The sequence below is a fragment of the Mycobacterium sp. IDUB_39 genome, from assembly GCF_055419205.1.
The window spans coordinates 513025-528410 of the sequence record NZ_JBVAXF010000002.1 but is presented as its reverse complement, the minus strand read 5'-3'; the positions used below and the strand labels follow the sequence as shown (position 1 = coordinate 528410).

Below are 15386 nucleotides of genomic sequence, written 5' to 3'. Positions count from 1 at the left end.
CGCCAAGGAGGTCGAGGCATGATCACCACAGTGCTGGTCGCCAATCGCGGTGAGATCGCTCGCCGTGTCTTTGCCACCTGCCGTCGCCTCGGCATCAACACCGTCGCCGTGTACACCGACCCCGACGCGCACAGCCCGCACGTCGCCGAGGCCGACGCCCGGGTGCGTCTCGAGGGACGGCACGGTTACCTCGACGGCACACAGTTGATCGCCGCCGCGCGGGCTGCCGGAGCCGACGCGATCCATCCCGGCTACGGATTCCTCTCGGAGAACGCCGAATTCGCCGAGGCCGTGCAGAAGGCGGGGTTGACCTGGGTCGGCCCGCCCGTGCCCGCGGTGGCGGCCATGGGGTCCAAGATCGAGGCCAAGAAGATCATGGCCGCGGCCGGGGTCCCGGTGCTGGCCGAACTCGACCCCGAGACTGTGACCGCAGCCGAGCTCCCCGTGCTGATCAAGGCGTCGGCCGGTGGCGGTGGGCGCGGTATGCGGGTGGTCCGCAACCTCGATGAGTTACCCGAGCAGGTGGAAGCCGCCCAGCGCGAGGCGAAGTCGGCGTTTGGCGATCCCACCGTGTTCTGCGAGCGGTACCTGGCCACCGGTCACCACATCGAGGTTCAGGTGATGGCCGACGCACACGGCACCATCTGGGCAATCGGCGAGCGCGAGTGCTCGATCCAGCGACGCCACCAGAAGATCATCGAGGAGGCTCCCTCACCGCTCGTCGAACGCGTCGACGGCATGCGTGACAAGCTGTTCGACGCGGCCCGCCTGGCGGCTGCGGCGATCGGCTACACCGGGGCAGGCACCGTCGAGTTCATGGCCGACCATCAGGGCGACTTCTTCTTCCTCGAGATGAACACGCGCCTTCAGGTCGAGCATCCGGTCACCGAGGAGACCACAGGCCTGGACCTGGTCGCGCTACAGTTGCACGTCGCCGACGGTGGCCGCCTGGCCGCGCAACCGCCTGTTGCGCAGGGACATTCGATCGAGGTTCGGCTCTACGCCGAGGACCCGGCGAAGAACTGGCAGCCGCAGGCCGGGCCCGTACATCGGTTCGACGTGCCCACCGCTCGCGCCGCGTTCAGCACGCTCGGCGGAGTCGGCGTGCGCGTCGACACCGGCGTCGTGGACGGCTCGGAGGTGTCGATCTTCTACGACCCGATGCTGGCCAAGGTCATCTCGTGGGCGCCCACCCGCAGGCAGGCCGCAGGCGTGCTGGCCGACGCGCTGGCCCGCACCCGACTGCACGGCATCACCACCAACCGCGAGCTGCTGGTGAATGTCTTGCGCCACCCGGCGTTCCTCGACGGGAACACCGACACCGGGTTCTTCGACACCCACGGGCTGGCCGAGTTGTCCGCTCCCCTGGCCGACGAGCAGGCCGTACAGCTCTCGGCCTTGGCCGCAGCGCTGGCCGATGCGGTACACAACCGCAGCACCGCAACAGTTCTGGGCGCGCTGCCGGGCGGATGGCGCAACGTGGCGTCGGGTTACCAGAGCAAGACATATCGCGACGCCGCGGGCGAAGAGCACGAGGTCGCCTACAGGTTCGCGCGCGGCCACCTCGACCTGCCCGACGGGCAGGACACCACACTGGTGTCGGCCACCACCGACCGCGTGGTGCTGTCTGGCGGCGGCGTGGAGCGCCCGTTCGACGTCGCACGCTACGGCGATCAGGTGTTCGTCGACGGGCCACTGGGTCCGGTGCGCCTCACCGCCCAACCCCGCTTTGGAGACCCCGACGCCGCGGTCGCGCATGGGTCGCTGCTGGCGCCCATGCCCGGTTCGGTGATCCGGGTCGACGCGGCCGTGGGCGACAAGGTCAAGGCCGGCCAGGCCCTGATCTGGCTGGAGGCCATGAAGATGGAGCACACCATCACCGCCCCAAGCGGGGGCATCATCACCGAACTCAACGTCGACGCGGGCCAACAGGTCGATGTCGGCGCCGTACTCGCTCGCGTCGAAGACGCCTGAGCCCATCACAGGAGGAGAACACTCATGAGCTTTGTGGAGACAGAGGAACAGCAGGCCCTGCGCAAGGCCGTGGCGGCGATGTCCGCCAACTACGGCCCCGACTACTACCTCGAGAAGGCGCGCGCGGGTGAGCACACCGACGAGTTGTGGAGCGAGGCAGGGAAACTCGGCTTCATCGGCGTGAACCTGCCCGAGGAGTACGGCGGCGGCGGGGCAGGCATGTACGAGCTGAGCCTGGTCATGGAGGAGATGTCGGCAGGCGGCTGCGCGCTGCTGATGATGGTGGTGTCACCGGCTATCAACGGGACAATCATCAGCAAGTTCGGCACCGAGGAGCAGAAGCGGCGCTGGGTCCCCGGTATCGCCGACGGCACCATCACGATGGCCTTCGCCATCACCGAACCCGACGCCGGTTCGAACTCGCACCGCATCACCACCACCGCGCGTCGCGACGGCAGCGACTGGGTCCTGTCCGGGCAGAAGGTCTTCATCTCGGGTGTCGACCAAGCCCAGGCCGTGCTCGTCGTCGGCCGCACCGAGGAGGCCAAGACCGGCAACCTCAAGCCCGCGCTGTTCGTCGTCCCGATCGACACACCCGGCATGTCGTGGACCAAGATCGACATGGAGATAGTCAGCCCCGAGAACCAGTTCCAGCTGTTCCTCGACGACGTGCGGTTGCCCGCCGACGCGCTGGTCGGATCCGAGGACGCGGCGATCGCCCAGCTGTTCGCGGGGCTCAACCCCGAACGCATCATGGGCGCTGCGAGCGCGGTCGGCATGGGCCGCTTCGCGATCAACAGGGCCACCGACTACGTCAAGACCCGGCAGGTCTGGAAGACGCCGATCGGCGCGCACCAGGGCATCTCACATCCGCTGGCGCAGAACCACATCGAGATCGAACTGGCCAAACTCATGATGCAGAAGGCGGCCACGCTCTACGACCTGGGTGACGACAGCGGCGCGGCTGAGGCCGCCAACATGGCCAAGTACGCGGCCGGCGAAGCATCGGTGCGCGCCGTCGACCAGGCGGTGCAATCCCTCGGCGGCAACGGCCTGACGAAGGAGTACGGCATCGCCTCGGTGCTGACGGCGTCACGCCTTGCCCGTATCGCCCCGGTGAGCCGCGAGATGATCCTCAACTTCATCGCCCAGACGTCACTGGGGCTCCCCCGGTCCTACTGATGAGCACCCTTGTCCGATACGGCGCCTCGGCGGGGATCGCGCGTCTGACGCTGGACTCACCGCACAACCGCAACGCCCTGTCCACAGCTCTCGTGACGCAGTTGCACGACGGGTTACGCAGCGCCGCTGCCGATACGACGGTGCGCTGCGTCATCCTCGGGCACGAGGGCGGCACGTTCTGCGCGGGCGCGGACCTCGGTGAGGCTGCCGGGCGCGAACCGGGCGACGTGGCCGTCGACCGGGCCAGGGAGATGACCCTGTTGTTGCGTGCCATCCTGGAACTGCCAGTGCCGGTCATCGGTGCCATCGACGGCCATGTGCGCGCGGGCGGTCTCGGTCTGGTGGGCGCGTGCGACGTCGTCGTCGCAGGACCGTCGAGCACGTTCGCCCTCACCGAGGCCCGCATCGGAGTCGCACCGTCGATCATCTCGCTGACGCTGCTGCCCAAGATGTCGGCGCGTGCCGCGGGCCGCTACTTCGTCACTGGGGAGAGGTTCGGCGCTGCCGAGGCTGCCGACATCGGGCTGATCACCATCGCCGCCGACGATGTCGAGGCGCGGGTGGCGGCGCTGGCGGCCGAGGTGGCCAAGGGATCGCCGCAGGGCTTGGCGGCGTCCAAGGCGTTGACGACCGCGGCCATCCTCGAGGGCTTCGACCGGCACGCGGACGCGTTGACCGAGCAGTCGGCGCGGCTCTTCGTGTCCGAGGAGGCACGCGAGGGCATCCTGGCGTTCCTGGAGAAGCGGCCGCCGAACTGGGCACCGTCCTGAGCCCGGTCCGATTGCGAAATCGGGTTACCGGGTAGTAGGAGGTTTCACCAGAATCATGGCCTCAGCAGCCGATACGGTGCCAGTTTGGGCAACGCTATTGCTTGTCTGTGCGTTCGCCGTAGGCTCGTCGTGATGACTACTCCAGCGCCGCGCAACGGATCAACGCGCGCTGCCGACACCGACCGCATGCAGGTCGCTCAGCTGCTCACGGAGGCCGCCGCTCAAGGCCGCCTGCAGATGTCCGAGTACGAGGACAGGCTGAACCGGGCCTACGCCGCCCAGACCTTCGGTGAGCTGGAGCGGCTCAGCGCCGACCTCCCCGACGTCGCCACGTCATCGTCACGTGACTGTGGTCCCTGCCGTCCCGCTCCCTCAACGCTGCTGTTGGCGATCATGAGCGGATTCGAGCGACGGGGCCGCTGGAACGTCCCCAGGAGACTGACCTCCTTCGCACTGTTCGGCGGCGGCGTCATCGATCTGCGCTACGCCGACTTCACCTCGCCGGAGGTGGAGATCCACTCCTACTCAATCTTTGGCGGGCAGACCATCCTGCTGCCGCCGGAGATCAACGTTGACGTCCACGGCGTGGGCGTGATGGGCGCCTTCGACCACGTCGGCGAGTTGGGGTCGCCGGGTGCGCCCCAAGTGACCATCCGCGGCTTCTCGCTGTGGGGCAGCGTCGGCATCAAGCGCAAGAAGCGCAAGAACTCCTGACGCGACAGCTGTCCCGCGCCGGCTCCGCATCGTTGCTCTCGACCCACGAAAAGCATTGACCCACGAAAAGCGTCGGCCCCCTCCGGAATCCGGAAGGGGCCGACGTCTCGTGTCTGCGTGACGAGGTGCGGTGGCTACTCGCCGCCGTCACTGCCGCTATCGCTGCCGCCACCGGCATTACCACCGGCGTTGCCACCGGTCTTGCCTGGGTCAGAGGCAGCAGGCGCACCACCGGTCGCGCCCTTTACGCCCTTCACGAAGCCGTTGACCCTGTCGGCCAGTCCGTTCCAACCCCAGGCGCCGCCGCCCTTCTTACCTGAATTGGCACCACCCGGGAGGATGATCACGGGCTCGACCTTGTTGCCGGTCTTGACGTTCGTGGCGGTGTCGTCTTCCGAGGACGCCTCCTCCTTCTCCTTGACCACGGAGGTGGACTCGGGAGCGGGTGCCGGGGCAGCCTCCGGTGCCGCCTCGACGGGCGCCGCCACGGGCGTCGCTTCGAGATCGGCTTTCGGCTTTGGAGCGAACTTCTCTGCCAGCTTGGCCAGATCTGAGCCGGGGGTGGCGCCAGCGTCGGTGGTGTCGCTCTCAAGCGTCTTCGCGTCGGGGGTCTCCTCGACGTCCGCCACGGTGACGACTGCAGTCTTCGCAGCCGGCGCAGGCGGGGTCACTGGACCGACGAGCAGGTAGCGGATCACGCCCGTGATGCCGTTGTCGAAGAATTCGTTGGTGAGATTCCGCGAGTTCGTATCACCGAACGCGAGCAGGCCCGCCCTGATGACCTCGTCGATACCGCCGTCGAAGTACGTCTCGACCAAGGCCTTCTGCACGGGGTCGCCGGCCGCGTTGACGAGCCGATTCCGCACGACCTGGGTCGCGCCGCCATCCCAGTAATCGTCGAGGACGGCTTCCTGGTCCGAGTTCAACCCGGTGCCCTTGATCGTGTTGTAGACCACGCCGAAGCTGCCACGACGGGCCGGGTTGCCATTGCCCACGAAGTTGAGTTCGTCGCTGAAGATCTGGTTGCCGTTTGCGTCGTAGGTCAGATTGCCGTCTGCGTCCAAGACCGGCACTCGCTGTGAGTTGACGTACTGAAGCTTCGGGGTGCCGTCCGGGTTCAGGACCGGATTGCCGTTCTCGTCCACGACCGGCTCCGTGACCCGCACATAGGTCACTTCGCCGGCCGAGTTCACGACCTTCTTGTAGACCTTCGTGTACACCGGAACTGCCTGCGAGTTGTACTCGGTCGGCGCGTTCCAGAAGGTGTCAAGGATGCGACGCTGATCGACGCTCAGACCCCGGTCGGCGAGGAACTTGAAGGCCAGGCCCTGCGCGCCGACCTGGGCGATGTTCTCCGAGTAGTCGTCGTTGCGGGCACCACCGAAGTACGTGTTGATGTACTCACGCTGCAGCGGGTCATTGGTGGCCGCGAGCAGACGCTCCCGCGCCAGCTCGCTGACCCCACCTCCGAAGAAGGTGTTGATCTCGTCTGCGAACGCTGGGTTGAACGCGGTCAGGAACACCTGGGCCATGCTGGTGGCACCACCAAGGAAGTAGGTGTTGATCAGTGCCTGACCGATGAGGTCGTTCTCGGTGGCGGCCAGCAGAAGCTGCTGAACCACACCGGTCGCACCCGTGCGGATCCCGTCAGGGGACTCACCGAAGTAGGTGTTGATGAAGGGCACCAGATTCGGATCCGTGATCAGCGCGTTGAGCGCGACATCGGTGTCCTTGGCCACCTTGATATCGCCCGGCGACATCGGCGGTGCGATGGCCACGGTGGCGGCAACGGCACCGGTGGCAGCAAACGCCACGCTTGCAGTGACGAACGGGCGGAGTGCCATATGCGTTCCCTCAGATCTGATGACGGCTCGAAGTCCTGGCTCCGCAGTGGCGAGCCACTGAGAGAAACCTGAGAAGACAATAAACGGTTTTGAAAGTTTTTGCCACGACAAATACCCCAAGTTTGCAGCCGGATCACCGATGGCGGGCTTTCAGGCCGCCGGTCACGCCTTTCGGCCGACCCCCTCGGCTAATTCGGACTCATCCTCATGAACGCCTGTACAGCAGCTATTTTCGATGACGACAACCTGGCGAAATTCACCCCGACCGGCCACGATCAAGATCGACCAGGGGCGGCCGCGCGGACGTGCTCTCCAAATGCTCCACCGGCAGCTAAATGAAGTTAACCAACGGCACATCACGAGTTGGCCTCAAGGACGTTTGCGGGACCGCCGCTGGTAACTGACCACCGCGGTGCCCGAACCCCCGAGCTGGGGCACCACCACGCGGCCCTCGACGCGATGCGCCACCCGATCGATGACCCGCGCCAGACCCGGGTCGCCGCCGAGCCGAAAGGTGGTCACCTGCGCGCCCAGCCTGGCAATCTCGTCGAATCGGCAAACAAACGCTCTTGCGTCAGCGGGACGACGATTGGCTACTTGCCGCCCTCAGTGCCGCCACCGGCACCGGGGTCAGCGGCGGCCGGGGCACCACCGGTCGCGCTCTGGACGCCCTTCACGAAGCCGTTGACCCTGTCGGCCAGACCATTCCAGCCCCAGGCGCCGCCGCCGCGCTTTCCGTTCTGAGCGGCAGCACCCCCCGGGAGAATGATGACGGGCTCGACCTTGTTGCCGGTCTTGACGTTCGTGGCGGGCTCTTCCTCCGGCTTCTCCTCCACCACCGCGGGGGTGGCCTCAGGTGCGGGTGCCGGCGCTGTGACGGGCGCAGGCTCGGGGTCCACCACGGGAAGGGTGGCCGGCTCAGGGTCCACCACGGGAAGGGTGGCCGGCTCAGGGTCCACCACAGGAGCCGCGGATACCTCTGCGATGACCGGCTTCCTCCCGAAGGCGGTCTCCACCTTCTTGGTCAGCGTGGTCACATCGCCGACGGTGCCCTCCTCCTCGGAGACCTCCTCGGTGCTCGCGACGCGAAGCATCGTGGTCTCCGGCGGCACGGGCGGACCCTCCTCCTCCGGCAGCGGACCGGTGAGCAGATACCGGACGACGCCGGTGATGCCGTTGTCGAAGAACTCGTTCCATAGATCCTTCGACCGCTGATCAGGCGAGAGGCCAACCAATATGGTCTGCGCGACCTGGTCGACGCCGCCGTCGAAGTAGTCCGCAATGAGCCGATCCGCGGCGGGATCGGGCGAGAGCGCTATCAGCACCACCTTGACGACCTCGCTGATACCGCCATCCCAGAACGCGTCCAAGACGTCCTTCGCGTCACCGCTGATCCCGGTGCCGGCGATCACGTTGTAGATCACGCCAAAGGTGCCGCGCCGGGCGGGATTGGAGTTACCTAAGTAACCGATGATCACGTCGGTGTAGACCGGGTTGCCGTCCGCGTCCACGACGGGCTCGCCTTCCGCATCCACCTCTTGCGCGTAGACCGGAATTGCCTGCGGGTTCTCCGCGGTCTGCGCATTGAAGAAGGTGTCGAGGTTCGCGCGCAGCTCGCCGCCAATACCGAGTCCGGAGAGGACCTTCCATGCGATACCCGACGCGCCGTTCTGCGAGACGTTCGTTGAGCCGTCGTCATTGACGTGGTCAGGGTCGCCGAAGTAGGTGTCGATCCACTCTTGTTGCTCTGGGCCGGCGAACTGGTCGAGGTACACCCGGGTCGCCTCGGCGAGGCCGTCGTTGAAGTAGGCGTCGATCAGCTCGACCGATTCCGGACTGGGGTTGTCCCGCGTCAGGAGCAGCCGGATGACGTCGGACAGACCCTCCTCGAAGTAGGAGTCGATCACCTCGGTGGCACGGGGGTCGTTGACAGTGGCGTTCTGCAGCAGCTGCTGGAGCACACCGAAGGCGTGAATAGTGCCGGGATTGCCGGGGTCACCGGGGAATTGGCCGAAGTAGGTGTTGATCAGATCTCGGAGGTCGGCGTTGAGCGCGACCTCAGTGTTCTTGGCGACTTTTATGTCGCCGGGAGACATCGGCGGTGCGATGGCCACTGTCGCGGCCACGACGCCGGCGGTGGCAAAGGCCACCCCTGCTGTGAGAAAAGGGCGAAGTGCCATGTAAATCCCCCCAAGGATCCTGAACCTGAGAAGAACATAAGCGCTTTCGAGTGTTTTTGCCACGCGAAAGTCGAAGAACTTCAGATCACTCGCCGAAGGACCGACTTTTGTACCACGTTTGTACCCTCCGAGCGAATCCCGTCCATGTTCGCCAGCGGCCGGTTAACTGCAGTACAGGAGGGGTTTCCGGAGGCCGCGAAGGGGTGGCGTTAGTTGAAATCGACAGCAACTTGGGCCGCTCGTCAGCGGAGTCTCGGTCCGATTTCGAAATCGTTTGCTCAAGATAAAGAAAAATCAAGTACTGATTTCAAATACTTCCGGGTTTAGCGGCGTTTGCGGGACCGCAGATAGTCGCTGACGACGGCGGCGCCAAGGCCGTCGAGTTCGGGCACCACGACTCGGCCCTCGACACGGCGCGCCACCTGGTCGATGAACCGGGCCAGCCCGGGATCACTGCCCAGCCGGAAGATGGTCACCTGCGCGCCCAGCCGGGCCACCTCATCGAATCCGCGCACGGTGTGCGCAATGGTCCGGGGGTGCGGCGGGTAGTCGAAGTACACCGACGCGCCCTCGCCGTCACCGAAGTCCTCAAGGTGCGCGGTGGGCTCACCGTCGGTGACCACCAGGATGGTCGGCTGCGCGTTCGGGTGCCGACGAAGATGCCGGGCCGCCAGGGCCAGCGCGTGATGCAGATTGGTGCCCTGCTCGTAGACGCCCTCCAGCCCCGTGAGTTCGGCGGCGGTGACCGTGCGTGCGTAGCGGCCGAACGCGATGATCTGCAGCTCGTCCGACCGGAACCGGGTGCTGATGAGGTGGTTGAGCGCCAGCGCCGTGCGCTTCATGGGCAGCCAGCGGTTCTCCATCACCATGGAGAACGAGGTGTCCACCAGCAGCGCAACCGCGGCTTGTGTGCGGGTCTCGGTCTCGGAGACCTCGACGTCCTCGACCGTGATCTTCAGCGGGCGCTCCGCGACCCCAGTGCCGGCCTGCCTAAGCACCGCGTTCGTCAGCGTTCGCGTCACGTTCCACGGCTCTGTGTCGCCGAACTGCCAGGGCCGCGTCGAGCCGGTCAACTCGCCGGCCGCACCCGCACGTCGGGTGTCACGCTCACCGTGCCTTCCCGAAAGACGTTGCGCCACATCGCGCAGCGCGGCCTGCCCGAGCTGACGCATGGCCTTGGGCGACAGCCGCCACTGACCGTCGGAGCCACGGTCCATGAGCCCCTGGTTCATCAGGGCGCGTTCGAGTTCGGCCAATGCGCGCGCGTCGACGGCCGCATCGTCGCCGAGTTGGCGGGCCAGCATGTCGAGGTCGATATCGTCCATCTGGGCGCCCGCGTAGCTCTGCGACAACTGCTCGGACAGCTGCTCCAGTTCGGCGATGTCGGCCATCGCCTGCGCCCCCTCACCCATGCCCATCGGATCGTCCCCGGAGAAGCGCTGCGAACCGTCCCAGTCCTCCCCTGGCCTGGCGGCCTGCAGGTGCGAGTCCAGGCGGTTGAGCGCGTTCATCAACGACGGCGATCCGAATGCCTGCTGCGCCAACGCATCCAACTCAGCGCGTTGCTGCGCCGACAGGCTGTTGCGGAACCGCTGCGCGGCGGCCGACCGCTTGGCCAGCGTGTCGAGGAGCTCGTCGATGTCCTTCGGGTTCTCCGGAAAGAACTCGCCGTGCTTGTTCATGAAGTCCTGGAAGTCCTCGGGTGAATCCTCGCCTCGAGAATGCTTGTCCAGCAGATCATTCAGGTCATCGAGCATATCGTTGACGCGCTGCCGGTCCTCGTCGGTGGCATTCTCCAAGGCGTCCTTCATACCGGCGAAGCGCTGGTCGAGCATCTCGCGGCCCATCAGGTCCTTGATCTGCTCGTACTTCGCGCGCGCCTCCTCGCTGCGCCACTCGTACTCGGAGAGTTCCTGAACCGCCTTGGCCGGTGACGGCGACAGCGACTCCATCTGCAGTTCGCCGAAACGGGCGTCGTCGTCCAGGGCGCGCGCCAATTCCTTGCGCTCGGCCAGCACGGCCTCATCCAGCAGCTTCTTGATCTCCTGCAGAGTGCCGTCGAGGTTGTTCTCCCGCAACAACTCCCGGCGCTTGCGATTGGCCTCGGCGGCCAGCCGATCCGCACCCCGCATGTTCTGAGTGCCGCGGCGCATCAATTCCTGCAGTGCCCGCCGCGGCGAGCTGCCCTCCATGACGTCCTGGCCGATCTGTTCCAGCGCCTCGCGAAGATCGACCGGAGGCGCCAGCGGATCCGGCCCGCCGGTGTACCGCGTGTACCGCGAGGTGTGTTTAGCCATAGACGGTTTCGCCCTCACCGGACACCTTGTCGATTCGCTTGGCCAGGTACAGCGCCTCGAGTGCGAGTTCCAGCGCAGAGGCCCGTTCACCGTCGTTCTGGGCGCCCAGTCGGGTGGCGATCTCGTCGACCACCGGCAGGTCCGGCACCGCGGCGAGAACGTCCTTGGCCGACACACGCTCGCCGGTGGTGACCGGTGCGCCGTCCTCCACCGCGGCCACCAGCGGTCCGACGTCCAGCCCACCGAGCAGGCGCTGCGCGGTGTCGGCGGTGGCGCGGCGCAGCAGATGTTCCAGCACCGCCTGCTCGCGCCCCTCCTCACCGGACTCGAACTCCAGCTTGCCGCGCAGCACGTCGATCACGGTGCCCAGATCCACCACGCGCGCAACCGGATCCTGCTCACCGAGGATCGTCGAGCGGTGCCGGGCCGCGGCGGCCACGGTCTCCGCGGCCGCGATCGCGAAGCGCGCCGACACACCCGAGCGCTGGTCGATCGACTGCGACTCGCGCAGCCCGCGGGCGAACCGCGCCAGCACCGCCAGCAGGTAGGCCGGCACCGCGGCGGCGAGCTTGGCCTCCTGGTTGATGACGCCGACCTCGGCCTCGAGCTCAAGTGGGTAGTGCGTGCGGATCTCCGCGCCGAACCGGTCCTTGAGCGGGGTGATGATGCGCCCACGGTTGGTGTAGTCCTCGGGGTTGGCGCTGGCGACGACGAGCACGTCAAGCGGGAGCCGCAGCGTGTAGCCGCGGACCTGGATATCGCGCTCCTCCATCACGTTGAGCATCGACACCTGGATGCGCTCGGCGAGGTCGGGCAGTTCATTGATGGCGACGATGCCGCGGTGCGCCCTTGGAATCAGGCCGAACGCAATGGTCTCCGGATCGCCGAGGCTGCGGCCCTCGGCGACCTTGATGGGGTCGATATCGCCCACCAGATCGGCAACGCTGGTGTCGGGCGTGGCGAGCTTCTCGGTGTACCGCTCGCTGCGGTGGCGCCACGTGATGGGCAGATCGTCACCGGAGGTGGCCGCGCGCCGGATCGACTCCGGGGTGATCGGCGTGAAGGGGTGCTCGCCGAGTTCGGAACCCTCGATCACGGGCGTCCATTCGTCGAGCAGTCCGGTCAGCGCCCGCAGCAAGCGGGTCTTTCCCTGCCCGCGCTCGCCCAGCAGAACGATGTCGTGCTCGGCGATCAGCGCCCGCTCCAGCTGCGGCAGAACAGTGTCCTCGAAGCCCAGGATGCCCGGCCACACGTCGCGACCCTCGGCCAGCGCGGCGAGCAGATTCTCCCGGATCTCCTCCTTGACTCCCCGTTCGACGTGGCCCGAGGCACGCAGTTCACCGACAGTACGGGGCAGATCGTTAGGTGATGTCACCACTCCACGCTACGACTGCTCGGCGACAGCGGCACCGCTTCCCCCTGAGAGCGAACACCGCCGCCACGTCGTGGGATCGCCTCGGCGGCCCCGATCTGCCGACACCGCCAACGCGTCACGGCACGGCGCGGAAGCACTCGGCAAATCTCGAAGCGATGAAGACCGCCGATTCTCCATAGTTTGCTGAACTTCAAGCCTTCGCGCATCTGCGCCACTCAAATCATCGACTCCGACGAAGCTTGCAATCGCGAATACTTGCCGAACATCATATTTTTGAGCACGCAAGTAGCCAGCTATCAGCGCGAGCCACCGCGAGCCAGTGATCTTCGCTACAGGTGTGCTGGCGGCGTACTTTGGGTATCAGGAACAGTCAAGGGGCAATTCCATAGACCATCCAGCCGAGGCGCTGGGGCACGCACGAAGGGGACGACATGACGGGCAAGTTCAGGAGAACCTCGCGGCGGCTGCTATTGGCACTCGGTGGACTGGCGGCAAGCGGCGCGCTCGTGTTCGGAGCACCGACGGGGTTGGCGAGCGCGGCGCCAGGCGACAACGAGCCAAATCCGAGCTGCTTCGGCATTCCGGAGTGCACCATCCCCGGGTTCGGATTCATCGAGCCGAACGGCAGGGGCGGCGGCGGCTACGCGAACGGCACCGCAGGCGGCGCCTTCTCGAGAGGCGAGGCGGGCGGCGGCTACGCGACAGGAAAGGCCGGCGGCGCGTTCTCGCGGGGTGAGGGCGGCGGCGCCTTCTTGCGGGGCATGGCCGGCGGTGCCTGGAGTCACATGGGCTAGCGCCAGCTCAGCCGCGCTCGCCTAGTCGCGAGCTCTGAGGAGATCAGTGCGCGAAGTGGCGCGCGCCGGTCAAATACAGCGAGATACCCGCCGCGGCCGCGGCCTCGGTGACGACGTCATCGCGCATTGACCCACCCGGGTGCACGATCGCCTTCACACCCGCGGCGGTGAGGGTCTCCAGACCGTCGGGGAACGGGAAGAAGGCGTCTGAGGCCGCGACGCCGCCCGCCACCCGGTCGCCGCCCCGCTCGACGGCCAGTCGGGCCGCGTCGACCCGGTTGACCTGACCCATGCCGACGCCGACCGTCGCACCGTTCGATGCGACGACGATCGCGTTGGACTTCACCGCGCGGCAGGCACGCCAGGCGAAGACCAGGTCCGCCAGCGTCGCCGGGTCGGCGGGCTCGCCAGTGGCCAACGTCCAGTTGGCCGAATCGTCGCCCGCCGCGTCGAGCGCATCCCGCTGCTGCACCAGCAGGCCACCGCTGACCTGGCGGAACTCAGTCCCGGCCGCCTGCGGCTCAGAGGCGACAAGAACGCGAATGTTCTTCTTGCGGGCCAGAATCTCGACCGCTCCGTCCTCGTAGGCCGGCGCGATGATCACCTCGGTGAAGATATCGGCCACCGTCTCTGCCATCTCGACACTGACCGCGGTGTTAGAGGCGATCACGCCGCCGAAGGCGCTAAGCGGATCGCATTCGTGGGCCTTGCGGTGCGCATCGGCGACCGACACCGAGGACACCGCGATGCCACACGGATTGGCGTGCTTGATGATCGCCACGCAGATGTCCTCGTGGTCGAACGCGGCCCGCCACGCTGCGTCAGCGTCGGTGTAGTTGTTGTAGGACATCTCCTTGCCGTGCAACTGCTCGGCCTGCGCCAGTCCCGGCCAGCCGGCGTCGTCGACGTACAGCGCGGCCTGCTGGTGGGGATTCTCGCCGTAGCGCAGCACCGCGGTGCGGCGCCAGGTGCCGGCGTACCACTGCGGCAACGTGCCGGGCACCTCGACGTTCTCCGGCGCCAGCGTCGACCCCATCCAGCTCGCGACCGCCACGTCGTACTCAGCGGTGTGCCGGAAAGCCAACGACGCCAGGCGCTTCCGCTCACTGAGTGTGAATCCACCGGAGCGCACGGCCGCGAGAACACCGTCATAGCCGATGGGTTCCACGACCACGGCGACGCTCGGGTGATTCTTGGCCGCGGCGCGCACCATCGACGGTCCACCGATGTCGATCTGCTCGACGCACTCGTCCTCGGCGGCACCGGAGGCGACGGTCTCGCTGAATGGGTACAGGTTCACCACGACGAGTTCAAAGGCCTCAACCCCGAGCTCGGCCAGCGCCGCGAGATGCTCGGGCTTGCGGGTGTCGGCGAGCAGTCCGGCGTGCACGCGGGGATGCAGCGTCTTGACCCGGCCGTCGAGCACCTCGGGGAAACCGGTTACCTCCTCGACCGGTGTCACCGGGACACCGCTGGCCGCAATCGTTTTCGCGGTCGATCCGGTGGACACGATCGCCACACCGGCGTCGTGCAGACCGCGTGCCAGCTCGGCCAGACCCGTCTTGTCGTAGACACTGATCAGTGCCCGCCGGATCGGGCGCCGGCCCTCGTTCGCGTCAGTCATCCCAAGGCCGCCTTTCGTCCCGTCCAGATCACGCCGCGTGTTGCCATCGCCGCGAGTACATCCACCAACAACCGTCGTTCGACGACCTTGATCCGCTCGTGCAGACTGGCCTCGTCGTCACCGTCAAGAACCGGCACCGCCTCCTGCGCCAGGATCGGGCCGGTGTCCACACCCGCGTCGACCAGGTGCACGCTGCAGCCAGTCACCCTGACACCGTAGGCCAGGGCGTCGGGCACCGCGTGCGCGCCGGGAAAGGCTGGTAGCAACGCGGGATGCGTGTTGACGACGCGGCCGCTGAACCTCGAAAGAAACTCCGGCCCAAGAATCTTCATGAATCCCGCTGACACCACCAGGTCCGGCTGGTGCTCCGCGGTGGCCGCCGTGATCGCCGCGTCCCAGCTGGCACGGTCGGGGTGATCGCCGAGCCGGACGGTGTAGCCGGGTATTGACGCTGCGGCGGCGATCTCCAACGCGCGACAGTCCCGGTCGGTACCCACCGCGACCACGCGCCCTGGGTAGTCACCCACGGTGGCGGCCAGCAGCGACTCGAGCAGCGATCCGGTTCCCGATGCCAGCACGACCAGGCGCGCGGGCGCGCTGGGGGGCACATGAAGCGGTGGCTGCACGCGATG

Annotated in this window: 11 protein-coding genes and 1 pseudogene; 5 read left to right on the top strand and 7 right to left on the bottom strand. The window is 66.9% G+C overall.

What is annotated here, in order from left to right:
* The first annotated feature begins 18 nt into the window (after positions 1-18).
* The 4 genes from ACZY0X_RS08790 (at position 19) to ACZY0X_RS08775 (ending at position 4640) form a co-directional block, all read left to right on the top strand.
* A complete protein-coding gene (locus tag ACZY0X_RS08790; protein WP_463769481.1) occupies positions 19-1974 on the top strand; it encodes an acetyl/propionyl/methylcrotonyl-CoA carboxylase subunit alpha in 1956 nt (651 codons plus the stop codon).
* A 24-nt stretch (positions 1975-1998) separates the two neighbouring features.
* Entirely contained in the window at positions 1999-3156 is a 1158-nt protein-coding gene (locus ACZY0X_RS08785; protein ID WP_463769479.1) for an acyl-CoA dehydrogenase family protein, read from the top strand.
* Complete coding sequence (locus tag ACZY0X_RS08780) at positions 3156-3926, top strand: enoyl-CoA hydratase family protein (RefSeq protein ID WP_463769477.1); 771 nt, start codon at positions 3156-3158, stop codon at positions 3924-3926. The genes ACZY0X_RS08785 and ACZY0X_RS08780 overlap by 1 nt, the downstream gene beginning before the upstream one ends.
* A gap of 132 nt (positions 3927-4058) precedes the next feature.
* Positions 4059-4640 (top strand): DUF1707 SHOCT-like domain-containing protein, encoded by a 582-nt coding sequence (locus ACZY0X_RS08775; RefSeq protein ID WP_463769476.1) that lies wholly within the window; start codon positions 4059-4061, stop codon positions 4638-4640.
* Positions 4641-4774: 134 nt separating this feature from the next.
* Here the strand turns inward: ACZY0X_RS08775 and ACZY0X_RS08770 are convergent, their stop codons facing one another.
* The 5 genes and pseudogenes from ACZY0X_RS08770 to ACZY0X_RS08750 form a co-directional block, all read right to left on the bottom strand.
* Positions 4775-6484: a hypothetical protein gene (locus ACZY0X_RS08770; RefSeq protein WP_463769474.1), complete on the bottom strand. Its 1710-nt coding sequence runs from the start codon at positions 6482-6484 to the stop codon at positions 4775-4777.
* A gap of 369 nt (positions 6485-6853) precedes the next feature.
* Positions 6854-7036: pseudogene (locus ACZY0X_RS08765) on the bottom strand (hypothetical protein); the annotation flags it as partial.
* A gap of 41 nt (positions 7037-7077) precedes the next feature.
* Positions 7078-8664 carry a hypothetical protein gene (locus ACZY0X_RS08760; RefSeq protein WP_463769472.1) on the bottom strand — a complete coding sequence of 529 codons (1587 nt, stop codon included), beginning with the start codon at positions 8662-8664 and terminating at the stop codon, positions 7078-7080.
* Between the two features lie 323 nt (positions 8665-8987).
* Entirely contained in the window at positions 8988-10961 is a 1974-nt protein-coding gene (locus ACZY0X_RS08755; RefSeq protein ID WP_463769470.1) for a vWA domain-containing protein, read from the bottom strand.
* A complete protein-coding gene (locus tag ACZY0X_RS08750) occupies positions 10954-12336 on the bottom strand; it encodes a sigma 54-interacting transcriptional regulator (protein ID WP_463769468.1) in 1383 nt (460 codons plus the stop codon). The genes ACZY0X_RS08755 and ACZY0X_RS08750 overlap by 8 nt, the downstream gene beginning before the upstream one ends.
* Positions 12337-12767: 431 nt before the next feature.
* Here ACZY0X_RS08750 and ACZY0X_RS08745 point away from each other — a divergent pair, with 431 nt between their 5' ends.
* Positions 12768-13130, top strand: coding sequence for a hypothetical protein (locus tag ACZY0X_RS08745; RefSeq protein ID WP_463769466.1), 363 nt, complete (start codon positions 12768-12770; stop codon positions 13128-13130).
* A 43-nt stretch (positions 13131-13173) separates the two neighbouring features.
* Here ACZY0X_RS08745 and purH read toward each other — a convergent pair whose 3' ends face one another.
* Positions 13174-14754 (bottom strand): bifunctional phosphoribosylaminoimidazolecarboxamide formyltransferase/IMP cyclohydrolase, encoded by a 1581-nt coding sequence (purH, locus tag ACZY0X_RS08740; protein ID WP_463769465.1) that lies wholly within the window; start codon positions 14752-14754, stop codon positions 13174-13176.
* Entirely contained in the window at positions 14751-15380 is a 630-nt protein-coding gene (purN, locus tag ACZY0X_RS08735; RefSeq protein WP_463769463.1) for a phosphoribosylglycinamide formyltransferase, read from the bottom strand. The genes purH and purN overlap by 4 nt, the downstream gene beginning before the upstream one ends.
* Positions 15381-15386: the final 6 nt, after the last annotated feature.